The organism is Roseicyclus marinus (assembly GCF_036322625.1).
Classification (GTDB): domain Bacteria; phylum Pseudomonadota; class Alphaproteobacteria; order Rhodobacterales; family Rhodobacteraceae; genus Roseicyclus; species Roseicyclus marinus_A.
Genome location: NZ_AP027266.1, coordinates 1562837 through 1585126, shown reverse-complemented (window position 1 = coordinate 1585126; position 22290 = coordinate 1562837). Strand labels below are relative to the sequence as shown.

20 protein-coding genes and 1 pseudogene are annotated in these 22290 nt (G+C 64.7%); 4 read left to right on the top strand and 17 right to left on the bottom strand.

All coding sequences use genetic code 11. The features are described from left to right. Positions 1–5: 5 nt before the first annotated feature. The 9 genes and pseudogenes from AABA51_RS07570 to AABA51_RS07530 form a co-directional block, all read right to left on the bottom strand. A complete protein-coding gene (locus AABA51_RS07570) occupies positions 6–752 on the bottom strand; it encodes a sulfotransferase family 2 domain-containing protein (RefSeq protein ID WP_338276088.1) in 747 nt (248 codons plus the stop codon). Between the two features lie 204 nt (positions 753–956). Then, the gene (locus AABA51_RS07565) at positions 957–2063 is read right to left on the bottom strand and encodes an ABC transporter ATP-binding protein (RefSeq protein ID WP_338276086.1); all 1107 of its coding nucleotides are present in this window, start codon (positions 2061–2063) and stop codon (positions 957–959) included. Further along, a complete protein-coding gene (locus AABA51_RS07560; RefSeq protein ID WP_338276084.1) occupies positions 2060–2866 on the bottom strand; it encodes an ABC transporter permease in 807 nt (268 codons plus the stop codon). Before AABA51_RS07560 ends, AABA51_RS07565 begins: the two co-directional genes overlap by 4 nt. 206 nt (positions 2867–3072) lie before the next feature. Continuing rightward, positions 3073–3945: pseudogene (locus AABA51_RS07555) on the bottom strand (ABC transporter permease); the annotation flags it as partial. A gap of 138 nt (positions 3946–4083) precedes the next feature. Further along, positions 4084–4677 (bottom strand): peptidylprolyl isomerase, encoded by a 594-nt coding sequence (locus AABA51_RS07550; protein WP_338276082.1) that lies wholly within the window; start codon positions 4675–4677, stop codon positions 4084–4086. Further along, entirely contained in the window at positions 4670–5170 is a 501-nt protein-coding gene (locus AABA51_RS07545; RefSeq protein ID WP_338276080.1) for a peptidylprolyl isomerase, read from the bottom strand. Before AABA51_RS07545 ends, AABA51_RS07550 begins: the two co-directional genes overlap by 8 nt. A gap of 17 nt (positions 5171–5187) precedes the next feature. Further along, positions 5188–5685 (bottom strand): pantetheine-phosphate adenylyltransferase, encoded by a 498-nt coding sequence (gene coaD, locus AABA51_RS07540; protein ID WP_338276079.1) that lies wholly within the window; start codon positions 5683–5685, stop codon positions 5188–5190. Positions 5686–5769: 84 nt separating this feature from the next. Continuing rightward, on the bottom strand, positions 5770–6204 hold the full coding sequence (locus tag AABA51_RS07535) for a CBS domain-containing protein (protein ID WP_338276077.1): 435 nt from the start codon (positions 6202–6204) through the stop codon (positions 5770–5772). Between the two features lie 90 nt (positions 6205–6294). After that, positions 6295–7182, bottom strand: coding sequence for a LysR family transcriptional regulator (locus tag AABA51_RS07530; protein ID WP_338276075.1), 888 nt, complete (start codon positions 7180–7182; stop codon positions 6295–6297). A 207-nt stretch (positions 7183–7389) separates the two neighbouring features. Between AABA51_RS07530 and AABA51_RS07525 the strand changes: the two genes are divergently transcribed. After that, entirely contained in the window at positions 7390–8889 is a 1500-nt protein-coding gene (locus AABA51_RS07525) for a CoA-acylating methylmalonate-semialdehyde dehydrogenase (RefSeq protein WP_338276073.1), read from the top strand. On the opposite strand, the gene AABA51_RS07520 is transcribed toward AABA51_RS07525, so the two are convergent. After that, on the bottom strand, positions 8873–9298 hold the full coding sequence (locus tag AABA51_RS07520) for a YkgJ family cysteine cluster protein (protein WP_338276072.1): 426 nt from the start codon (positions 9296–9298) through the stop codon (positions 8873–8875). The genes AABA51_RS07525 and AABA51_RS07520 overlap by 17 nt on opposite strands. 180 nt (positions 9299–9478) lie before the next feature. On the opposite strand from AABA51_RS07520, the gene AABA51_RS07515 reads away from it, so the two are divergent. From AABA51_RS07515 to mmsB, 3 genes are read left to right on the top strand one after another with little or no spacing between them, the layout of a single operon-like run. After that, on the top strand, positions 9479–10621 hold the full coding sequence (locus AABA51_RS07515) for an acyl-CoA dehydrogenase family protein (RefSeq protein WP_338276070.1): 1143 nt from the start codon (positions 9479–9481) through the stop codon (positions 10619–10621). 39 nt (positions 10622–10660) lie between these two features. Next, positions 10661–11695, top strand: coding sequence for an enoyl-CoA hydratase/isomerase family protein (locus tag AABA51_RS07510; RefSeq protein ID WP_338276068.1), 1035 nt, complete (start codon positions 10661–10663; stop codon positions 11693–11695). Positions 11696–11712: 17 nt separating this feature from the next. Then, complete coding sequence (gene mmsB / locus AABA51_RS07505; protein ID WP_338276067.1) at positions 11713–12591, top strand: 3-hydroxyisobutyrate dehydrogenase; 879 nt, start codon at positions 11713–11715, stop codon at positions 12589–12591. Between the two features lie 167 nt (positions 12592–12758). Here the strand turns inward: mmsB and AABA51_RS07500 are convergent, their stop codons facing one another. From AABA51_RS07500 to AABA51_RS07470, 7 genes are all read right to left on the bottom strand, one after another. Beyond that, positions 12759–13475, bottom strand: a complete 717-nt coding sequence (locus tag AABA51_RS07500) for an alanyl-tRNA editing protein (protein WP_338276483.1) — start codon at positions 13473–13475, stop codon at positions 12759–12761. Further along, positions 13475–15904, bottom strand: a complete 2430-nt coding sequence (locus tag AABA51_RS07495; protein WP_338276065.1) for a DUF3772 domain-containing protein — start codon at positions 15902–15904, stop codon at positions 13475–13477. Before AABA51_RS07495 ends, AABA51_RS07500 begins: the two co-directional genes overlap by 1 nt. After that, positions 15901–16929, bottom strand: a complete 1029-nt coding sequence (locus AABA51_RS07490; RefSeq protein ID WP_338276063.1) for a cysteine synthase A — start codon at positions 16927–16929, stop codon at positions 15901–15903. The genes AABA51_RS07495 and AABA51_RS07490 overlap by 4 nt, the downstream gene beginning before the upstream one ends. Before the next feature lie 112 nt (positions 16930–17041). Continuing rightward, entirely contained in the window at positions 17042–18169 is a 1128-nt protein-coding gene (locus AABA51_RS07485) for an NUDIX domain-containing protein (protein WP_338276062.1), read from the bottom strand. 23 nt (positions 18170–18192) lie between these two features. Continuing rightward, positions 18193–19404, bottom strand: a complete 1212-nt coding sequence (locus AABA51_RS07480; RefSeq protein WP_338276060.1) for an SAM-dependent methyltransferase — start codon at positions 19402–19404, stop codon at positions 18193–18195. A gap of 114 nt (positions 19405–19518) precedes the next feature. Next, positions 19519–20934 (bottom strand): cryptochrome/photolyase family protein, encoded by a 1416-nt coding sequence (locus AABA51_RS07475; RefSeq protein ID WP_338276058.1) that lies wholly within the window; start codon positions 20932–20934, stop codon positions 19519–19521. 140 nt (positions 20935–21074) lie between these two features. Beyond that, positions 21075–22181, bottom strand: coding sequence for a Ppx/GppA phosphatase family protein (locus AABA51_RS07470; protein WP_338276056.1), 1107 nt, complete (start codon positions 22179–22181; stop codon positions 21075–21077). Positions 22182–22290 lie beyond the last annotated feature (109 nt).

Genomic DNA, 22290 nt, shown 5'->3' with positions numbered 1-22290 from the left:
ACCTCTTATCGACCATGGGCATCAAAGCTGCCTTCAAGATGACGACTGTACCCGAGGTTTGCGAAATCAGTTTCATAAGCGGCCAGCACCATTTCTATAGCTTCCGCATCGTAATATTTTTGAACAAGCTCTACCGCGCCCGTCTTGGTGGGAGAGGTCATGATTTGGTCTATATCAGACGAATCCTTCGTCAAATCGACCTTCGGATAGATTTTCGTTGCTATGGAAATAAAGTCTTCCTTGAGCGTTTCGAAACGTCCGATCTTCACCTCGGGAAAAACTGTCAATCCCGATTGAGGAACCTGCGCGCGAGCATGGATTTCTCGCTCATCATCAGGAACTTCCAGGATTATAGACAACATCTTCTTGAATTCAAAATCGTCCCTGTCCGCACGATCACGGATCATCTTGTAGAGACCGGTATTCTTGCGTTGTGCGCGATCAAGGTAGGCGGAAAGCACCCGGGTAAAGGGGTTGCGTACGAAAGAAAATTTAAAAAACTCTTCTTGCGTCGCCAGGCGCATGTCGATGTCTTGAAAATTAGCAATTTGCCAGGGTGTTAGCAAAGGTCCATAGAGATTATCATGCACCAATATTTTCTGGTTTTGGTTGCGAAACGCTTTGGAGCTTTCGTCGTTGATCCTTCCATGCGTTTCAAGATTGTAAAGCATCCATTTCACGGTGCTGTTTGCTGCCTTGGCAATCGGGAAATAGACATAACGATTTCGCAATGAAATCCGGGGACGCATCATGCCTATCCCAGCCGAACGACATCTGTAGCAAAATCCCTGATCTCTGGATTTCACTTGGGGTCCTGGCACGGAATACACTCCTGGCACTGACACTTGAACAAAGGATACAACCCGCCCAGATCGCAGGATGAATATCATAGCGTAGTTGTTTAGCGGTAAAAAGCCTAGGCCGGAAAACTCAGGACAAAAGGATTTTTTCTTAACTCACCCGCAGAACATCACCATCGACCGTGGGTCCCAGGCGAGCCTTGCGCGTGCGCCGAAGTCCAGAACCTTGCGGCCGGGCATGTTGCGCATCGAGACGCGGACGGGCGATGGTGCGCCGTCGAGCAGGACGTCGTAATAGGTCATGTCGCCGTAATAAACGACCTCGCGCACCGTTCCCTCGGCCTCGCGCCCGCCTTCGGCGCTCTGGCCTTCGTAGAGGATCGTCAGGCTTTCGGGGCGGACGCCGATCTCTGCCGCGCCGATCGTGGCGCCGTTGGGGCATTGCGCGGCCTCGAGCTCGGCAGGCCCGAGCCCCGCAACCTCCAGCGCCACGCGGCCCCCGCCCGGACCTGTCGGCAGCACTTGGGCGGGCAGGAAATTCATCATCCCGATGAATTCCGCCACCCGCCGCGACTTGGGCCGGCGATAGAGCGTTTCGGGATCATCGAGCTGCGCAATTTCGCCCTCGAACATCACGGCGATCCGGTCGGACATGACCAGCGCCTCTTCCTGGTCGTGGGTGACGAGGATGAAGGTGATGCCGACCTCCCGCTGCAGGCGCATCAATTCGACCTGCATCACCTCGCGCATCTTCTTGTCGAGGGCGGACAGGGGCTCATCGAGCAACAGGACCTTGGGCTTCATGATCAGCGCGCGCGCAAGCGCCACGCGTTGCCGCTGGCCGCCCGACAGCGCATGGGCCGCCCGCGTCCCGAATTTGCCCAAGCCCACCATCTCCAGCGCCTCGCCCACGGCGCGGCGTTTTTCCTCGGCCGACAGGTTCGACCTGCGCAAGCCGAAGCCCACGTTTTCCGCGACGTTCATATGGGGAAAGATCGCGTAGGACTGGAACACCATGTTGGTCGGCCGCTTGTTGGGCGGCACGCCCTCCATGTCGCGCCCATCAAGCAGAAGCTGCCCCGAGGAGATATCCTCGAACCCCGCGATGGACCGCAGCAAGGTGGTCTTGCCGCAGCCCGAGGGACCCAGCAGCGAAAAGAATTCGCCCTGCCCGATATTGGCCGTGATCCCCCGCAACGCGTGGTAATCGCCGTAATATTTCTGAACGCCCGTCAGCGTGACGATGGGGGTTTTCTGGCTCACAGGAAGCCTCCGGTGTCTTTCAGGCCGGCCCGTTTCAGACCACGGCGGCGGAAGGTTTCGGCAAGGATCAGGAGAAGGACGGACAAAAGCACCAGGATCGTGCCAAGCGCCATGACCATCGGCAATTGCGCGGGAAACCGCAAAAGCGACCACAGGTAGACCGGCAGGGTCGGCGAATTGCCCGACAGGAAAAAGGCGATGATGAATTCATCGAGCGAAATGATGAAACAGATCAGAAGCGAGGCGACGATCCCCGGCGCGACAAGCGGCAGCGTGATCAGCCGAAAGGTCGACCATGGCGTTTCGCCAAGATCCACCGCCGCCTCCTCGAGGCTCTTGTCCATGTTGGCGAAACTGCCCTGCAGGATGGCGATGGCAAAGGGCGTGCAGATCAGCGTGTGGCCCGCGATGATCGACCATGTGCCGCTGTTCAGACCCATCTGCATCAGCACGATCAGAAGCGAGATCGCCACGATCACTTCGGGCAGTACAAGGGGCAGCATGATGAACCCCACGATCCCCGCCTTGCCCGGAAAACCATAGCGCGTTGCGGCGCGCGCGGCGAACAGGCCAAGGATGGTGGAAAAGATCGCGGTCGACACGGCGATGATCAGCGAATTCAGCGTGGCCGCGTGAAGCGCCGGCGTATCGAGCAAGGCGCCGAACCATTCGGTGGTGAAACCCCGGAGCGGAAAGGCGATGACCGAGCCGCTGTTGAAGGCGAAGAGCGGCAAAAGTACGATGGGCGCGTAGAGCACCACGAGATAGAGGCCCGCGAAAACGGCCAGCAGGTTCAGTTTCATATCCCCCACCTCCCCTTCGGCACCCGCGCAAGGATCAGGGCGGATGCGGCACTGACGATCAGCAACAGGCCGATGATCGCGGCCTCGGGTCCGACAAGACCCGGTGCTGCCGAAAACACGACACGGATCAAAGCGATTTCCGCGACAGCCGCGCCAAGGGCGATGGCCCCGCCCCGCAGGCCGCCGCCCATGCGATCGGCCAGCCACAGCCAGAACCGCAGGCGGCTGATGCCCCACAAAAGCGTCATGGCCACGATCAGCATCGCCAGAACGGCGAGCGTCGCACCCATCGGCCTGTTGTTGAAGGCAAAGATTTGCGCATGGATATTGTTGGCGATCATCAGGCCGCCCGATCCACCCACCAGTTGCGGCGTGACGTAATCGCCCACCGTGGGGATGAAGACGATCAGGACGGCGGCCAGAACACCGGGCATGGCAAGCGGCAGGGTGACGCGCAGGAAGGCCATGGCGCGGCTTTCGCCCAGATCGCGCGCCGCCTCCAGCAGGGACCGATCGATCTTTTCCAGCACGACGAAGATGGGCAGGATCGCGAATGGCGCATAGGCATGGGCGAGCGTGATGACGACCGAATTCGCGTTGTAAAGGATCCAGCCAAGCGGCTCGTCGATCACCCCAAGCGCCAGAAGCCCGCTGTTCACCGGCCCGTCATAGGCCAGGATCACCCGCCACAGGAAAACCCGGATCAGGTAGCTGGTCCAGAACGGGATTGTGATCAGGAAAAGCCAAAGCGACTTGCGCTCGGGCCGGACGTGGAAGGAGATGTAATAGGCGACCGGAAAGGCCAGAACGACCGTCACAAGCGTCACCGTGGCCGAAATGCGCAAGGACCGCAGCATCAGCGCGCTGTAGATCGGATCGCTCAGCGCCTCCTGGTAATTGCCCAGCTGGAACTCGCGGATGATCGTCAGGAAGTCCTGCGTCCAGAAGGACAAGAGCAGGATCATCGCCAAGGGGGCCGCAAGCAAAAGCAGCGCATAGACAAAGGTGGGCGAGATCAGGGTCAGCCCCTTGCCCGCTTCGCTGCGCATCATCTTGCCGATTCCGGCACCCTGACCCATTCGCGCCCCCATGCGCCCCGTTTCACACCACGTTGCGGATTTCGGCAGCGCCCGCAAGGGGATTGCTGCAGTGCAGCCCGAACAGGAGGGAAAGCGCAAGAGCCGCAGGCAGACGGCGCGCGCCTGCCTGCGAAAGGATCAATTCCCGGTTGCAGGTGCCTCGGGCGGCGCGACGGGATCGTCGGTTCTTACGCGCAGGGCCACCATGCGATCGGGTTCCCCGACCACCGCGCCGTTCTGGCCGCGCCCGCGCTTGATCGCATCGACCACATCCATGCCTTCGACCACCTGGCCGACGACCGTATAGGAACCGTCAAGGAATGGACCCGGCGCGAACATGATGAAGAATTGCGAATTGGCGCTGTCGGGGTTCTGGGCTCGCGCCATACCAACAACACCCCGGTCAAAGGTGATGTCGGAGAATTCGGCCGGCAGGTCGGGGTATTGCGACCCGCCCATGCCCGCATAGCGCATGTCCTGGCCCATCCGGCCGAATTCCACGTCGCCCGTCTGCGCCATGAACCCGTCGATCACGCGGTGAAACACCACATCCGAATAGGCACCCTCGGCCGCAAGCGTCGTGATCCGCTCCACGTGCTGGGGGGCCACATCCTCGAACAGGTCGATGACGATCGTGCCCTCGGCCTCGCCCGCGATGTCGATCTCGAGCCCGGTGGCCAATGCCGCGCCCGGCAGCACCGCGATCAGGGCAGCGGCGATTGTGTTACGCATCGGCGGCCACCTTGACCGAGATCATCTTGTCGGGGTTCGCGGGCGGCTCGCCGCGCGTGATCTCGTCGACATGTTCCATGCCCGAAATCACCCGGCCATAGACCGTGTACTGGCGGTTCAGGAAATGGTTGTCGGTGAAGTTGATGAAGAACTGGCTGTTGGCCGAATTGGGGTTCGAGGACCGTGCCGCCCCCAGCGTGCCGCGATCATGCGGAATGCCCGAGAATTCCGCCGGAAGATCGGGCTTGTCCGACCCGCCGGTGCCTGCACGGCGGATGTTGCCGCCCTCTTTCCCGTGTTCCACATCGCCCGTCTGGGCCATGAAGCCTTCGATCACGCGGTGAAAGATCACGCCGTCATAGGCACCTTCGCGCGCCAGTTCCTTCATCCGCTCGGAATGCTTGGGCGCGATGGCGGGCATCAGTTCGATCACCACGGTTCCGGTCTTGAGCTCGATGAGAATCGTGTTCTCGGGGTCCTTGATCTCGGCCATGTGCCAAGTCTCCTGTTTCAATGGTTGGGATATTTCAGATCCAGCGCCGCCTTGACCGGCGGCGTGACAAAGGCCGACACATCGCCGCCGAGACGGGCGATTTCCTTGACCAGTTTCGAGGCGATCGCCTGCCGGTCGGCTTCGGCCATCAGGAAAACGGTGTCGATGGAATGGTCGAGTTTCCGGTTCATGCCGACCATCTGGTATTCGTATTCGAAATCGGCAACGGCGCGCAGGCCCCGAATGATGATCGAGGCGCCCACATCGCGGGCGCAATCGATCAGAAGGTTCTCGAACGGATGGGCGATGATCTCGGTGCCGGTCTTTTCGGACAGCTTGGCGCATTCCGCCTCGACCATCGCCACACGCTCTTCGAGGGAAAACAGTGGACCCTTGTCACGGTTGATCGCCACGCCGATCACGAGCCGATCCACAAGCAGGCAGGCCCGCTTGATGATGTCTATATGACCCAAGGTGATCGGGTCGAAAGTGCCCGGGTAAAGCCCTGTCCGCATTGCCTGTCCCTGCCGCCGGTGCATTGCGGGCGCGACCCAATCACCGGGCGCGCGCCGATGCAACCCCCCCGCGCGTCGCAGGTGTCAGAAGCCCTTGATCATCCCTTCGAGCGCTTCCTTCTCCATGGCCAGTTCCGACAGCTGCGCCTTGACCACGTCCCCGATGGAGATGAGGCCCACCATCTCGCCCGCCTCCACCACGGGCAGGTGGCGGAACCGCCCCTCGGTCATCAGCGCCAGAACGGCATCGGATTTGTCGTTGCGCCCGCAGGTCACGATATCCCGCGTCATCACGCCGTCGATGCTCTCGGCCATGCAGCCCACGCCCTTGTTGGCCAGTTCCCGCACGATGTCGCGTTCCGACAAGATGCCCGCGACCCGCTTGCCATCGGGCGACACCACGACCGCCCCGATCCGCCGCTGCGCCAGAAGCCGCGCGGCATCGGCCAGGCTCGTGCCCGGCGCGATCGTCACCACGCCATCGTCGGATTTGGATTTCAGGATCTGCTGAACCAGCATGGCTTACCTCCCTTGGTGGCCGTCGTGTCTTCGGTCCCGTGGGCTCAGCGTCCACCCGCATGGGTTGATCTGTCAAGAAAAACACTTGCCTCAGCCAACCAGCGCCTCCAGCCGCGCGATCTCGGTGCGCATGCCCTCGCGCAGAAGCGTGGTGAACCGGTCAAGCCGCGCATCCCTCGGTCCTGCATGGGTGACAAGCCAGAAGGTCCGCGTCAGCCGCACCTGATCGGGCAGCACACGCACCAGCCCCGGCGCTGCGGGCAGCGCGAAATCATGCACGATGGCCAATCCCGCACCTGCGCGCGCAAGGTTGAGCTGCACCGACACCGCGTTCGACGCCATGGGCACCCGCGTCACGCCAAAGGCCGCGAGGTAATCCAGTTCCGCATCGAAAATCATGTCGGGGATATAGCCGATCATCCGCGCGCCCTTCAGCGCCTCGGGGCTTTCGGGCGTGCCGTGCCGCGCCAGCCAGTCGGTCGAGGCCGCCAGCGACAGGCGATAATCCGACAAACGCTCGGCGCTCAGGCGCTGGGTGGCGGGGGCAGACACCGTGATCGCCAGATCCGCCTCGCGCCGCGACAGGTTCACGACACGCGGCAGGGCCAGGATCTGGATGTCGAGATCGGGATGAACGGCCCCGATCGCGGCGCAGACCTGCGGCAGGAGGTAATTGGCGCAGCCATCGGGCGCGCCGATGCGGATCGTGCCCGATAGCCGCCCTGCCCCGTCACCGGCCTCCAGCCCTTCGGCCAAGGCCGCCTCGGCTGCTTCGGCGCGGGGCAACAGGCGTTGGCCGGCCTCGGTCAGGGTATAGCCCTGCGGCGAGCGGGCAAAAAGCACCGCGCCAAGGCTTTGTTCGAGCCGCGCGATGCGCCGGCCCGCCGTGGCCGGATCAAGCCTCAGGCGCGGGGCCGCTCCCGACAGCCCTTCGGCGCGGGCCACCGCCAGAAACACGCGCAGATCGTCCCAGTTCATGCCATTCCCATCCGTTGCGGCGCGAAGCTGCAGCTTCGCGGCGCGTTTTGCTCGAGCAAAACGGCACGGAAAACTCGAGTTTTCCGCCCGCTTGCCCGAGGCCATCTTGCAATTTCGCAAAACGACTTTGGCAACCTGCCGCTTTTCCCGGCATTCCTGCAAGGCTAGACTGAGCGCGAACACCAGATCACCCCAAGGGAGGGACAGATGCAGCAGATCGGACATTGGATCGACGGCAAGCACGTCGCGGGCACTTCGGGCCGCACAGCCGATGTGATGAACCCCGCCACCGGCGAGGTTCAGGCGCAGGTGGCCCTGGCCTCCAAGGCAGAGCTGGACGCCGCCGTCGCCAGCGCCGCCAAGGCACAGCGGGCCTGGGGCGCGACCAATCCGCAGCGCCGCGCGCGCGTGATGATGGAACTCGTGCGCCTCTTGAACCGCGACATGGACAAGCTGGCCGAAGCCATCAGCCGCGAACATGGCAAGACCTTTCCCGATGCCAAGGGCGATGTGCAGCGCGGGCTCGAGGTGATCGAGTTCTGCATCGGTGCGCCGCACCTGCTGAAGGGGGAATTCACCGACAGCGCGGGCCCCGGTATCGACATGTATTCCATGCGTCAGCCGCTGGGCGTGGTGGCGGGCATCACGCCTTTCAACTTCCCCGCCATGATCCCGCTGTGGAAAATGGGCCCGGCGCTGGCTGCGGGCAATGCGATGATCCTCAAGCCGTCCGAGCGCGACCCCTCCTGCCCGATGATGCTGGCCGAGCTCTGCCAGGAAGCGGGGCTGCCCGACGGCATCTTGCAGGTCATCAACGGCGACAAGGAAGCGGTCGACGCCATCCTCGACAACGAGGTTGTGCAGGCCGTGGGCTTTGTCGGCTCCACGCCCATCGCGCAATACATCTACAGTCGGGCGACGGCGAACGGCAAACGCAGCCAGTGCTTTGGCGGCGCCAAGAACCACATGATCATCATGCCCGATGCCGACCTGGACCAGGCCGCCGATGCGCTGGTGGGTGCAGGCTACGGGGCGGCGGGCGAACGCTGCATGGCGATTTCGGTCGCCGTGCCCGTGGGCGATGAAACGGCCGATCGCCTGATCGAGAAACTGGTCCCCCGGATCGAGGCGCTCAAGGTCGGCCCCTACACCGCGGGCAATGATGTCGATTTCGGCCCCGTCGTCACCGCCGCCGCCAAGGCCAATATCCTGCGCCTTGTCGAAACCGGCTTGGCCCAGGGCGCGAAACTCGTCGTCGACGGCCGCGATTTCAGCCTGCAGGGCTATGAGAACGGCTATTTCGTGGGCGCGCATCTTTTCGATCACGTGACCCCCGACATGGACATCTACAAGACCGAGATCTTCGGGCCTGTCCTGTCGACCGTCCGCGCGAAAAGCTACGAGGAAGCCATCGGCCTTGCCATGGACCACGAATACGGCAACGGCACCGCGATCTTCACCCGCGATGGCGACACGGCGCGCGATTTCGCCAACCGCATCAACATCGGGATGGTGGGCATCAACGTGCCGATCCCGGTGCCCTTGGCCTATCACACCTTTGGGGGCTGGAAGAAATCGGGCTTCGGCGATCTGAACCAGCACGGCCCCGACGCCTTCCGCTTCTACACGCGCACCAAGACGATCACCGCGCGCTGGCCCTCGGGCATCAAGGAAGGCGCCGCCTTCAACTTCAAGGCGATGGATTGAGCGTATCGGCGGGGGGCTGATCTGCCCCCTGCCCCAGCATCATCGGCGGCGCTGTCTCGACCGGGGGCGGCGCCGTTTCCTTTTGCGCCATGGCGAATGCGCGCAAGGCAAGCGCCTCGGCCCCGCGATGCTGGCGTGCCTTGAGACATTCGAAACTGCCCGCACGAAAGGCACGGCAGGCTTCCGGCCGGTCCGCGTAGATGGCGCACAGCGTCTGCCCATCGGGCGCGATCGTCAGCTGCGCACAATGCCCGCAGGCCATTTTCATGTAGCGCCGCCCCTCGATCTCATGGGTGGCGGTCTCTGGGATGGGGCGGTCGCGGTCCATGGGCAGGATGGCGATATAGCGGTCGTGACCGCCAAAGCAGCAGGCCCCGCAGGCCGTGCAATCGAATGTGGGGGAGGACACCGAGGCACCCGTATGATGCGCCGGCAGGGCCGGCCCGATGCCGCCCGCGATGCGCCGATCCGCGATATATCGCTGCTCCCGATGGCTCGCAATGGGGGTCGCGGGGCTTGCAAAACTGCTGCAACAGTCGGAAATTAAACAAGCGTTCAATTCCACGACACGCAAAGGGGAGGTGCGGGAATGGATTTCGCTTTGTCGCCGGAGGCAGAGGCCATATTCGACATGGCCCGCGACGTGGGCCGGGCCGAGATCGCGCCCCATGCCCGCGACTGGGAACGCGAGGGCACGATCCCCCGCGATCTTTGGCCGAAACTCGCCGAACTGGGCTTTGGCGGGCTTTACGTCTCCGCCGACAAGGGTGGCACGGGATTGTCCCGGCTCGAGGCGACGCTCGTCTTCGAGGCGCTGAGCCAATCCTGCCCCTCGGTCGCGGCCTTCCTGTCGATCCACAACATGTGCGCCAAGATGATCGAGTTGTACGGATCGGAGGATCTGCAAGACCGCTACCTGCCCCGCGCGCTTTCGATGGAAAGCTTCTTTTCCTATTGCCTGACCGAACCGGGATCGGGCTCGGATGCGGCAGCGCTCAAGACGCGGGCGGAGCGGACGAACGAAGGCTATCTCCTGACGGGGACCAAGGCCTTCATCTCGGGCGGCGGCTATTCGGACGCCTATGTCGTCATGTGCCGCACCGGGGAGGCGGGACCGCGCGGCGTGTCGGCGGTGATCGTCGATGCGGATGCGCCGGGCCTTAGCTTCGGCGGGCTCGAGGACAAGATGGGCTGGCGGTCGCAACCCACGCGGCAGGTGCAATTCGACGCCTGCGCGGTGCCGGCGGAAAACCTCCTGGGCGAGGAAGGCCATGGCTTTCGCTATGCCATGGCGGGGCTGGATGGCGGGCGGCTCAATATCGCGGCCTGTTCGCTGGGCGCGGCGCGCGCGGCGCTCTCGTCGACGCTGGATTACATGGCCGAACGCAAGGCTTTCGGTCAATCGATCGACCAGTTCCAGGCGCTGCAATTCCGGCTTGCGGATATGGAAATCGAGCTCGAAGCCGCGACCGTCCTGTTGCGTCAAGCGGCCTGGAAACTCGACACCGGCGCGGCGGACGCGACCAAATCCTGCGCCATGGCCAAGAAATTCGTGACGGAGGCAGGCAGCCGGGTGGTCGACCAATGCCTGCAACTGCATGGCGGCTACGGCTATCTTGCGGATTACGGGATCGAGAAACTGGTGCGCGACCTGCGGGTGCACCAGATCCTTGAAGGCACGAACGAGATCATGCGCCTGATCGTGGCGCGCCAGATGCTGGCCGCGCGCTGAACGGCGGGCGGGTTTGCATATTTTTGGAAAGATGAAGCCATGACCGAGGGGATCGGGATCCGGATCGAGGGGCGCGCGGGGCGCATCACGCTTGACCGGCCCCAGGCGCTGAACGCGCTGAGCTATGACATGTGCCGCGCCATCGATGCGGCCCTGATCGATTGGGCCGAAGATGACCGCGTGGCGCTGATCGTGATCGATGCCATGGGCGACAAGGCCTTTTGCGCAGGCGGCGATATCGCGCAGATGCACGCCACGGGCATGGCGGGCGATTACGATTACGGGCGACGGTTCTGGGCCGATGAATACCGGATGAACGCGCGGCTGTTCCATTTCCCCAAGCCCGTGATCAGCCTGATGCAGGGGTACACCATGGGGGGCGGCGTCGGTGTCGGTTGCCATGGCTCGCACCGGGTGGTCTGCGAGACGAGCCAGATCGCCATGCCCGAATGCGGCATCGGGTTGATCCCCGATGTGGGCGGCACGCTGTTGTTGTCGCGCGCGCCGGGGCGGCTTGGCGAATACCTGGGCGTGACCGGGGCACGGATGGGACCCGGGGATGCGATCCATGCGCAATTCGCCGATTACTTCATCCCGCGCGCCGATTGGCCCGCACTGATCGACACACTCTGCGCCACCGGCGATTGGGAGGCGGTGGACCGCGCCGCCCTACCCCAGCCCGAAAGCCCGCTTGCCGCGGATCAGGCCGAGATCGACGCGATGTTCGGGGGCGAGACGATCCGCGACGTGCTCAACCTGCTGCCCTTTTCCGAGAGCGCGGTCGCGCCCCGCGCGCTGGCGATGATGGAACGCGGCAGCCCGCTGTCGGTTGCCTGCACCATCGAACTGGTCCATCGCGCCCGGATGCGCGACACGATCGAGAATGCGCTGGAACAAGAATATCGCTTCACCTCCCGTGCGATGGAACGGGGCGATTTTCTCGAAGGGATCCGGGCTGCGATCATCGACAAGGACAAATCGCCCAAGTGGCGGCATCCGGCGCTCGACGCCGTGCCGCAGACCGACGTGTCGGGCATGTTGATGCCCTTGGGCGCACAGGGATTGAAATTTTGAACGGGGACAGGAACGCCATGAAGATCGGATTCATCGGTTTGGGCAACATGGGCGCGCCGATGGCCGCCAATCTGGTGGCCGCAGGCCATCGGGTGACGGGATATGACACCGCAGCCCCCGCGCCCGAGGGCGTCATCCCTGCCGCAAGCGCCGCAGAGGCGGCAAAAGGAGCCGAGGTCGTCATCACGATGCTGCCCAATGGCGCGATCCTGAAAGCGGTCGCAGCCGAGATCATCCCCGCGATGGAACAGGGTGCCGTGCTGCTCGATTGCTCGACCGTCGATGTCGCGAGCGCCCGCGAGGTGGCCGCCCTCGCGGCAGCCGCAGGCCTCGGTGCGCTCGATGCGCCCGTCTCGGGCGGGGTTGGCGGGGCTGCGGCGGGCACGCTCACCTTCATGGTGGGTGGCGATGCGGCGGATTTTGCCACCGCGCGCCCGCTTTTTGACATGATGGGCCAAAAGGCCGTCCATTGCGGCCCCTCGGGCAATGGTCAGGCGGCCAAGATCTGCAACAACATGATCCTCGGCGTCACCATGATCGCGACTTGCGAAGCCTTTGCTCTGGCCGACAAGCTGGGCCTCGACCGGCAGGCGATGTTCGATGTCGTCTCGACCTCATCTGGGCAATCGTGGTCGATGAACACCTATTGCCCGGCCCCCGGCATCGGCCCCAAAAGCCCCGCCGACAACGAGTACAAGCCCGGTTTCGCCGCCGATCTGATGCTCAAGGATCTGCGCCTGAGCCAGGAAGCCGCCGAAGGCGCGGATGCCGACACGCCCATGGGTGCGCTCGCTGCCACCCTATACGCCCGCTTCGTGGAGGATGAGGACGGACGCGGCCGCGATTTCTCGGCCATGCTGCCCCGGTTCGAAAAGCGGGGCCGCAAGGGCGAGTAACAGGCTTTCGAGATTTTTCTTGGAGATGTTGCCATTTTGTGGCACCTTGCCGGTGACACTCCAAGATATGTCCGCTCAAGTGCCCGGCAGGTCGGCGCCGAAGTTCAGGTGCACCTCATGCCGCCCCGCCGGGCCGCGGACAAACCTGTCCCGAAAGCCCAAATCCCTCAGACCAGTTCGATGGTGATGCGCCGGTTCTGACGGCCCTTTTTCTCCATCTTGCCGATGGCAAGCTTTCCGATCTCGCCCGTGCGCTTCACATGCGTGCCCCCGCAGGGTTGCAGATCGACCTGCCCCGCCCCTTCGCCGATGCGGACAAGCCGGATACGGCCCGCGCCGCGCGGCGGCTGGACCGACAGCGTCTTGACCAGGCCCGGATTGGCGTCAAGCTCGGCTTCGGTGATCCAATCCTCGCTCACCGCCAGATCGCGTGTGATGAGCGCGTTCAACCGCCCCTCGATCAGCGCCTTTTCCTCGGGCGCATCCGGCATGTCGAAATCGAGCCGCCCCTTGTCCGCGCCGATGGCCCCGCCCGTCACCGGAAAGGGCATGACGACCGACAAAAGATGCAGCGCGGTGTGGATGCGCATATGGCCATAGCGGCGGTCCCAATCGATGCGCTGGTTCACCTCGGCCCCCACGGGCGGCAGACGGCCGGGTTCGGCGGGGACCAGAACGATGGCCGCGCCCTCGCCCTTGACGGCGGTCGCCACCGGGATGCGCCCCCCCTCCCAATCGAGGATGCCGCTGTCGCCCGGCTGGCCGCCGCCCCGCGCGTAGAAAATCGTGCGGTCCAGAACGATCCCGCCCTCCTCGGTCAGCGCGATCACCCGGGCGCTGGCGGATTTGCGGTAGGCATCGGTCATGAACAAGGGCTCGGTCATCATGCCGGTTGGTCCTTTTGGGGGGCGGCTGCGTGCGGCAGCGCCTCGGATGGGGGGCGCAAGGCTTCGGGGTTGCGCAGCCAGATGTCGCGCTGTGCAAAGGGAATCTCGATGCCTTCTTCCTTGAAGCGCTCGGCGATCTGGTGATGCACCTCGGTCTTGACGGCGACCAGCTTGTTGATGTCGCGCAAGATCATGCGGACCCGGAAATCAAGGCTGTCGGCACCGAAGCCCAGGAAATCGACACCCGGTTCGGGATATTTCGCGACATCGGGATGCCCGCGCGCGATCTCGAGCAAGATCTCCTGAACGCGGCGCGTGTCATTGCCATAGGCAACGCCCACCAGCACCACGGCCCGCCCGATCGTGTTGCCGCGCGTCCAGTTCGTCACCGTGCCCGCGATCAGGTCGGTATTGGGCACGATCACATCGGTCTTGTCGAAGGTCTCGATCGTGGTGGAGCGCACCGAGATCGCCTTGACGATCCCCATGGTCGGGCCGACCTCGATCCAGTCGCCTTCCGAAATCGGCCGCTCGATCAGCAAGATGATGCCGGAGACGAAATTGCTCACCACGTTCTGCAGGCCGAAACCGATGCCGACCGACAAGGCCCCCAGAACAACGCCAAGCGCGGTCAGATCGATGCCAGCGGTGGTGATGGCGATGACAGCCGCCAGCGCGATCCCCACATAGCCCACGCCCGATGAGACGGCGTTGCGCGCGCCCACATCCATCTTGGTGCGCGGCAGGATCGTGCTGCGCAGCGCCCCTTGCATCATGCGGGTGGCAAACAGTCCGATGGTGAAGACAAGGATGACCGCCAGCACGATACCGGGCGTGATCCGCGTATCGCCAAGCGTGAAGCCAGCCGACAGGCGCTCGTAGACCTCGCCCAGTTGTTCGGGCCGCATCCCCCAGATCAGCGCCACCACCGGCAGGGCCGACAGGATCAGCAAGAGGTTCACCAGAACCGGCAACAGCGCCTGCGCCGCCTCGTCATAGCTCTTGCCCGAGATCAGCGCGTAAAGATCACGGATCGGCCCCTGTAGCGCCAGCAACAGACCGATAAGGCCCAGCGTCATCGCCGTGGGCGTCATGATCGCCTCGGTCAGGTTCAGGTAGCCCGCCGCCGCCAGAAGCGGACCTGCCACCGCCACCAGACGCAGCAATTGCCCGATGATGGCGATGCTGCGCCCGGCAAAGCCGGTATCACCGCTGGGCTCTTCGGCCTCGCTGCCGCGCGCGGCCAATTCGGCCCGCCGCACCCGCCGGATCAGGGCGGCAAGCCGGTAAAAGCCCCAGGCCAGCCCCAGGTAGACAGGCAGGACGAAAATGCCCCGCGCCTCGAGCGGCACGGCATCGAGCGTGGACAGCGTTTCGGCAAACCCGCCCAGTCCCAGGAAGACGCCGATGGTCACCACCGCCCGGCGCAAGGCTGGCCGCAACTCAAGCGCTGCGCCAAGCGCGCCGGGGCTTTCCTCGTTGACCGGAAACAGCCGCCCCGCCAACCACAGCGCGGCAAAGATCGCGGCAAAGACCCCGATACCGCTGCCCAAAAGCGCGATGCCCGAGGCCCCCAGAACATCCACCGTGGCCACCGCGACCCCGAACAGGATCAGCCCGACCATCGGCAACAGCACCTGCAACAGCGACACGAGGAAGGCGAGCGCGATCCGTCCGCGCCGCGCGCCAAGCCGCATTTGCACCCGCTCGGTCCAGCGCCCGACGAAATACCGGCTCCGGGTCAAAAGCCCCAGACCCACAAGCCCAAGCAGCCCGGCAAAGGGCAACCTGTCCCAGGGCGATTGATCGGCGCGGCGTTGCGTTGCGATCTTGGCTTCGATCTCGCGGTCGAGATCCATCACCACGTCGCCGAGTGCTGCCAGTGCCGTACCCCAATGCAGCGGGTTGACCGGTGCGGGGTCGCGTTCCAAGAGCGCGCGCGCCTGCCGTGCGGCAAGGATCGCGTCGATCTCTCCGATCAGGCCATTGGCGCGGTTGAAGGCTTCGGTCGCAGTCACCCGCGGCACCTGGGCCTCGGCCAGCTGCGTGGCCAGCTGCGCGCGGCGCTCGGCGATGGCGGCAGGCTCGCTGTCCCCCTCGGCGGGCGGCGGCCCCAGGGCCGTCAGCTGCGCCTGGATGGTCGCGATCCGCGTGGCATTCGCCCCCTGCCCTTCGAGAAAGCGCGCCCGCCATCCCACCAGCGTGTTGCGCAGATTGGCCAGAAAGGCGGTCGAGGCCGTGCCTGCCGCGATGATGTTCTCGGCGCGGGAGGCTTCGGCCTCCCAGGCGGCGAAATCGATCGCGCCCGCATCCGCCGGGGCCGATGCCGCAGGGGGTGCCGGTTCCTGTGCCCATGCCGGTGTGACGACGCTGCCCAAAAACAGCGTCAGTATCAGGACAAGGCTCAGGGAAATCCGGTTGATCATGCGTCCTCGTATACGTCGGGAATATCGGCGGGGCCGCGCACCAGCCATTCCGGCACCGGCAGCCCCTTTTCCTGCAGAAAGGCAGGGTTGAAGATCTTGGATTGGTAGCGCGTGCCGTAATCGCACAGGATCGTCACGATCGTGTGGCCCGGCCCCATCTCGCGCGCCATGCGCACGGCACCCGCCATGTTGATGCCGGACGATCCGCCCAGACAGATGCCCTCCTCGGCCAGCGTGTCGAACACGATGGGCAGCGCCTCGGCGTCGGGGATCTTGTAGCAGACATCGGGGGTGAAGCCTTCGAGGTTGCCGGTGATCCGGCCTTGCCCGATCCCTTCGGTGATGCTGTCCCCACCCGCGTCACGGCCGGTGTAAAGCTTGTACAGCCCAGACCCCTCGGGATCGGCCAATCCGATCTTCACGCCCTTGGGCTGCAGCGCCATGCCCACGCCCGCCAGCGTCCCGCCCGATCCCACGGCACAGACGAAGCCATCGACCTTGCCTTCGGTCTGTTCCCAGATCTCGGGGCCCGTCATCTCGACATGGGCCTGCCGGTTGGCGACATTGTCGAACTGGTTGGCCCAGATCGCGCCATTGGGCTCGGATTGCGCCAGCCTTTGCGCCAGACGCCCCGAATAGCGCACGTAATTGTTTGGGTTGGAATAAGGCACCGCCGGCACAAGGATCAGCTCCGCGCCGGCCAAGCGGATCATGTCCTTCTTTTCCTGGCTCTGCGTCTCGGGCATCACGATGACGGTCCGAAACCCCATCGATGCGCCGACCAGCGCCAGACCGATCCCGGTGTTGCCCGCCGTCCCCTCGACGATCGTGCCACCGGGCCGCAGCATTCCCTTGGCCATGGCATCGCGGATGATGTAGAGCGCCGCGCGATCCTTGACCGATTGACCGGGGTTCAGGAACTCGGCCTTGCCGAGGATTTCGCAGCCGGTCTCCTCGCTCAGACGGCGCAGGCGGATCAGAGGGGTGTTGCCGATGGCGGCGGCAAGATCGGAATGAACATTCATCGATAGGGCCCTTATGCGGCAAACGCCGGAAACGAGACCTAAGGGATAGGGGCGCGCGGCGGAAACCTCAACCCGATCCTCCGTGTCCGCCCGATCACGCCAGCGCGAGATGTCAGGCCCCGGCGCGCAGCCTGTCTCGGTTCAGCATCAGCCATTGCATCGACAAGACCAGCGGCGCATTGGCCATGTCGCCCCGCTCCAACATGGCGCGCGCCGTCTCCCAATCGACCAGATGGGACAGGATATCCTCTCCCTCCGAGATGTGGCCGCCCGTCCCCGTCACCCCGTCGGGCAGATCGGCCAACGCCACGTAGGAAATCAGCACCTGCGCCAATCCTCCCGGGCTGGGATAATAGCGCGCCACAAGATGCAGCGCGCCCAGCTCCAGCCCCGCCTCTTCCACCGTTTCGCGCCGCGCCGCCGTCTCGGGCGTCTCGCCTGCATCGATCATGCCCGCCACAGGCTCGAGCAGCCAGGGATGCGCATCCCCATGCACGAAAGGCCCCATGCGCAATTGCTCGATCACCAGGATCCGGTCGCGCACAGGGTCATAGGGCAGCACCGTCACCGCATCGGCCGCCCGGAACACCGACCGCCGCTGTGGATCGGACAGGGCGCCGTCGAATTGCCGGTGCCGCAGAACCAGCTCCTCGACCGTGTGAAACCCGGAATAGGGGTGGTGACGCTCGATCACCTCGACCTTGTCGCGCGCAGGGCTTTGCCCGACCAGCGCGGGCCTGCGCCATGCGCCTGCCGACACTTCCGCTTGCGCGCGCGCCGCGATCATCCAGTAGCGCGCGCCCACCTCCGCCGCCCCGGCCCCGCCCGCGCGCTGGCGCATCACCTCTGCCGCCGCGATCACCGCCAGATCGCCCCAGTCGCGCGCCCAATCGACCAGCGACCATGATCCATGGGCCGCCACTCCGGCGGCGCCGGGATCGGGCCGCCAGACCTCCGCCTGACGCATGGCTCCACCAACCACGACCCCCACGGCCTCGCGCCGATAGCCGAAACAGGCCTCGTAGAAATCGAGCCGCGCCAGCGCCTCGCCCGCGACCTCGATCAGCGCGCCGTCAGCCCGCCCGCCCTTTTGCGCCACCAGAACCGGATAGGGCGCGCCCTGCACCCCCGCGACCGCCGCATCGGGCAGCACGGCGGGAACCATGGCCAGATCTTCCCCCGCCACCGCCCGCAACAGGGGCGCATGCAACAGCGTGCCAAAGAGAAAGATCGCCGCCATGAAAACCCCGCCCCGGCCCAGCCTCAGGCCGGCCGGGTCACCGTGATCTGCGTCACATCCGTATTGCCGAAATGAAAGGTCGCGGCACAAGACGTCAGGTAGAAATTCCACATCCGGCGGAACCGGTCATCGAACCCCAGCGCCGCCACCTCGGGCCAGCGCGCGTTGAACGTCTCGTGCCAGCGCCGCAGCGTCTGGCTGTAGCTTTCCCCGAATTCGATGGAATGCGAGACGCGCAAGCCCGCCTTCTCGACCTCGGCGCGCAACACCTTCGGTGCGGGCAGCATGCCGCCCGGAAAGATGTATTTCTGGATGAAATCCACGCCGCGCTTGTAGACCTCCCAGCGGCGGTCCTGCACCGTGATGATCTGCAAGGTCGCGTTCTTGCCGGGCTTCAGGTTCTCGCGCAGCGTCTTGAAATAGACGGGCCAGTAGCGCTCGCCCACCGCCTCGAACATCTCGATCGAGGCGATGCCGTCATATTGCCCGCGCTCGTCGCGGTAATCTTGCAGCTTGATCTCGACCCGGTCCTGCAGCCCCGCCCGCGCCACCCGCGCGACCGCGTAATCGTATTGCTCGCGGCTGATGGTCAGCCCCGTGACCTTCAGCCCCCGCTCCTTGGCGGCATATTCGGCAAAGCCGCCCCAGCCGCAGCCGATCTCCAGCACATGGTCGCCCGGCACTGCGCCCATCTGGTCGACCATGCTCGCGTATTTCGCGATCTGCGCGGCCTCGGTCGATTCCTGCCCCGTGGTGAACAGCGCCGACGAATAGGTCATCGTTTCGTCCAGCCACAGGCCGTAGAAGTCATTGCCCAGATCATAGTGATGGGCGATGTTCTTCTTGGCCTGGCGCTTGGAATTGGATTGCAGCCAGAACCGCAGCCGCTCATAGGCGCGCACCAGCCCCATCCCCAGAAAGCCGTCATAGACCTCCTCGTTGTCGGCATGGACAAGATCCATGAAGGCCTGAAGATCCGGCGTCGACCACCATTCGTCCAGATAGGCTTCGCAAAAGCCCAGATCCCCCTCGCGGATCAGCCGCGCGAAAATCTCGGGATTGTGGATATCGAGCTCGGCCACCGGCCCCGGCGCATGCCCGCCCGCGCGAAACACCCGCCCATCGGGCAGCACCATGTCGAGCCTGCCATGCTTCATCTTGGTCGCGGTCTCGAACACCGCCGCGAAATACCGGGGGAGATTGTCCTCTCCCTTCGTGCTTGTCTTGATATCCATGCAATCCTCTTGTCTGGCGCCCGATTTGGACCGAACAAACCACGTCGCACAAGTCCTGATTGTTTCGACCTGCCGAATTCGCCCCCTTTGCGACGCTCGCCTCAGAACCCCGCCTCAGAACCCCCTGTTTTCATAGGCGGCAAGCGCCCGTTTGCGCCCCTCGGCCGCATCCACCACGGGCCGTGCCGGATAGGGTTGACCGGGGTGCATCTCCCACGACCTTGGCACCGCCTCGAAATAGGCCAGCGCCGTCTCGGGCGGCCGCCCGGACAATTCCGCCACATAAGCGCGCCGATAGCGGCCCAAGGGGTCGAATTTCTCGGCCTGCGTCTCGGGGTTGAAGACGCGGAAATAGGGCGTGGCATCCGGCCCCGATCCCGCCGACCATTGCCAGCCCATGGCGTTCGACGCCGGGTCCCAATCCACCAGGCAGTCCGCGAACCAGTCCATCCCGATCTTCCAATGCGTCATCAGATGCTTGGTGAGATACGAGGCGACAAGCATCCGCGCCCGGTTGTGCATCCGCCCCGTCACATACATCTCGCGCATCGCGGCATCGACGATGGCCATTCCCGTCCGCCCCCGCATCCAGGCCTGCACATGGGGATGGTCCGCATCCGTGTTCCAGGGGAATGCCTCCCAATCCTCGCGCCAGTTCCGCGCGACGATATGGGGCGTGTGATGCATCAGGTGATAGGCGAAATCGCGCCAGATCAGTTCCTTGAGGAATGTCTCGGCCCCGGCCTTTCCCTCCGCCATGGCCCGCATCCCGGCATGCCAGCAAACCCGCGCCGAAATCTCGCCATGGGTCAGGTTCTCCGACAGGCCCGAGGTGCCATCGACATCGAGCCTGTCGCGCGCCTCCCCGTAATCCCCGATCCGATGCGCGATGAAAGCGCCAAGCCGCCCCTGCGCCCCCGCCTCCCCGATCACACAATGGGGGCGCACCACCGCCGCACCCCGATCCATCGCGCGGCCCATCCCCCAGGCCGCGACATCCTCGCTCGCGGGCCAGACCTCGGGCATCTGCAACTTGGGCACGGCGAGGGGCTCGGCCACCTCGCGCCCCCGCACCGCTTTCCAGAACGGCGTGTAGACCTTGTAAAAGCCTCCCGTCCCCGTCTCGACCGTCCATGGTTCATGGACCAGGTGGCCCGCATGGCTCACCACCGTCACGCCCTCTGCCTTCAGCGCCGCCTTGACCGCCTCGTCGCGCTTGCGGCTCACCGGATCGTAAAGCCGGTTCCAATGCACCGCCCGCGCCCCCGTCTCGGCCACCAGCGCGCGCAAGACCACCAGCGCCTCGCCCCGCCGGAACACCAACCGGCTGCCGACCTCCGCCAGCCGCGCGCCAAAGGCTTCCGCGCCAAGCCCCAGCCGCCACTTGGGCGCCGCCCCCAAGGCGTCGATCGTCTCGTCATGGACAAAGACCGGGATGACGGGCGCGCCGCTCTCGCAGGCGGCGACAAGGGCCGGATTGTCCGACAGGCGGAAATCCCGGCGGGTCCAGTAGATCACGGGCTCGGTCATGGCGGGTCTGGTCTTTCGGCTGCTCTTTGCCGCGTGAACCTAGCGCTTGCGCCGGACGGTCAAGCCAAACCCTGCCCTTCATCTTTCCCCAAATATGCACGGCCCGACGCCGCCGCCGCCCCAGCGCCCGTCAAGAGCGCTCAGAACGGCCCGTCCTCCAGCACGCCATCGGCCGACATCTGCGCATAGAGCAGCCCCTCGCGCAGGCCCCTGTCGGCCACGCTCAACCGATCCGTCGGCCAGGCGCGCAACAACGCCTGCAAGATCGCGGCCCCCGACATGATCAGCGTCTGCCGGTCGCGCCCGATCCTCGGGTCCTTGCGCCGCCCCTCGGGCCCCAGCACCAGGTAATCCTGGATCACCCGGTCGATCTGGTCCGAGGTCATGCGCAACCCGTCCACCTTGTTGCGGTCATAGCGCTTGAGCCCCAGGTGCGAGGCCGCGACCGTCGTCACCGTGCCGCTCGTCCCGATGATCTGGAACCCCTCACGCGCCTGGTCGGCGGCATCCTCATAGGGCGAAAACCCCGCCAGCTGCTCCTCGAAATACCAGCTCATCAGCGCAAAGCGCGCGCCGTCATCGGCGACATCGGCATACATGTCCTTGAGCGTCGCCACCCCCAGCGGAATGGAAATCCAGTCCACCACCTTGGCGCGGGGGAAAACCGTCTCCTCGTGATCGAAGCCCTGGTGCAGCCGCATGATCGCGCGCGGCCGCTCCACGGGGGGCACGCGGCTCAGGTCGATCCAGACCAGCTCGGTGGACCCGCCCCCGATATCGACCACCAGCAATTGCTCGGTCTTCATCGATACGAGCGGCGCGCAGGATACGACCGCCAGCCGCGCCTCCTCCTCGGGCTTGATGATCTCGAGCGCGAGCCCCGTCTCCCGCTTGACGACCGAGATGAACTCCCCCGCATTCGAGGCCCGCCGACAGGCTTCCGTCGCCACCAGCCGCATCCGGCTCACCCGGTGCTTCTCGAGCTTTCTTTGACAGATCTTGAGCGCACCCACCGCGCGGGCCATGGAGGCGCGCGACATCCGCCCCGAGGCCTCCAGCCCCTGACCCAGCTGGACGCTTTTCGAAAAGCTGTCCACGACATGCAACTGGTTGCCCTTGGGCTGGGCGATCAGCATCCGGCAGGAATTCGTGCCCAGATCGAGCGCCGCATAAAGATCGGCGGGGTCGGGCCGGGAATCGGGCCTCAATTCGGGCGCAAGGCGCCGTTCGACTGCTGGGTCGGGCATCGGGACCAAGGGGATCACATTTGCCGCGACACCGGGGAACGGACCGGCGCCGCCTTTGCGCTTGCGCGACATGCGGGGCCTCCGGGAATGGTGTGTCGCCTTGAATGTA

What these genes read in the sequence shown, in the direction of transcription:
- AABA51_RS07570 (WP_338276088.1), bottom strand. Translation starts at nt 752, where the DNA reads ATGATGCGTCCCCGGATTTCATTGCGAAATCGTTATGTCTATTTCCCG.
- AABA51_RS07560 (WP_338276084.1), bottom strand. Translation starts at nt 2,866, where the DNA reads ATGAAACTGAACCTGCTGGCCGTTTTCGCGGGCCTCTATCTCGTGGTG.
- AABA51_RS07550 (WP_338276082.1), bottom strand. Translation starts at nt 4,677, where the DNA reads ATGCGTAACACAATCGCCGCTGCCCTGATCGCGGTGCTGCCGGGCGCG.
- AABA51_RS07545 (WP_338276080.1), bottom strand. Translation starts at nt 5,170, where the DNA reads ATGGCCGAGATCAAGGACCCCGAGAACACGATTCTCATCGAGCTCAAG.
- coaD (WP_338276079.1), bottom strand. Translation starts at nt 5,685, where the DNA reads ATGCGGACAGGGCTTTACCCGGGCACTTTCGACCCGATCACCTTGGGT.
- AABA51_RS07535 (WP_338276077.1), bottom strand. Translation starts at nt 6,204, where the DNA reads ATGCTGGTTCAGCAGATCCTGAAATCCAAATCCGACGATGGCGTGGTG.
- AABA51_RS07530 (WP_338276075.1), bottom strand. Translation starts at nt 7,182, where the DNA reads ATGAACTGGGACGATCTGCGCGTGTTTCTGGCGGTGGCCCGCGCCGAA.
- AABA51_RS07525 (WP_338276073.1), top strand. Translation starts at nt 7,390, where the DNA reads ATGCAGCAGATCGGACATTGGATCGACGGCAAGCACGTCGCGGGCACT.
- AABA51_RS07515 (WP_338276070.1), top strand. Translation starts at nt 9,479, where the DNA reads ATGGATTTCGCTTTGTCGCCGGAGGCAGAGGCCATATTCGACATGGCC.
- AABA51_RS07510 (WP_338276068.1), top strand. Translation starts at nt 10,661, where the DNA reads ATGACCGAGGGGATCGGGATCCGGATCGAGGGGCGCGCGGGGCGCATC.
- mmsB (WP_338276067.1), top strand. Translation starts at nt 11,713, where the DNA reads ATGAAGATCGGATTCATCGGTTTGGGCAACATGGGCGCGCCGATGGCC.
- AABA51_RS07500 (WP_338276483.1), bottom strand. Translation starts at nt 13,475, where the DNA reads ATGACCGAGCCCTTGTTCATGACCGATGCCTACCGCAAATCCGCCAGC.
- AABA51_RS07495 (WP_338276065.1), bottom strand. Translation starts at nt 15,904, where the DNA reads ATGATCAACCGGATTTCCCTGAGCCTTGTCCTGATACTGACGCTGTTT.
- AABA51_RS07490 (WP_338276063.1), bottom strand. Translation starts at nt 16,929, where the DNA reads ATGAATGTTCATTCCGATCTTGCCGCCGCCATCGGCAACACCCCTCTG.
- AABA51_RS07485 (WP_338276062.1), bottom strand. Translation starts at nt 18,169, where the DNA reads ATGGCGGCGATCTTTCTCTTTGGCACGCTGTTGCATGCGCCCCTGTTG.
- AABA51_RS07480 (WP_338276060.1), bottom strand. Translation starts at nt 19,404, where the DNA reads ATGGATATCAAGACAAGCACGAAGGGAGAGGACAATCTCCCCCGGTAT.
- AABA51_RS07475 (WP_338276058.1), bottom strand. Translation starts at nt 20,934, where the DNA reads ATGACCGAGCCCGTGATCTACTGGACCCGCCGGGATTTCCGCCTGTCG.
- AABA51_RS07470 (WP_338276056.1), bottom strand. Translation starts at nt 22,181, where the DNA reads ATGCCCGACCCAGCAGTCGAACGGCGCCTTGCGCCCGAATTGAGGCCC.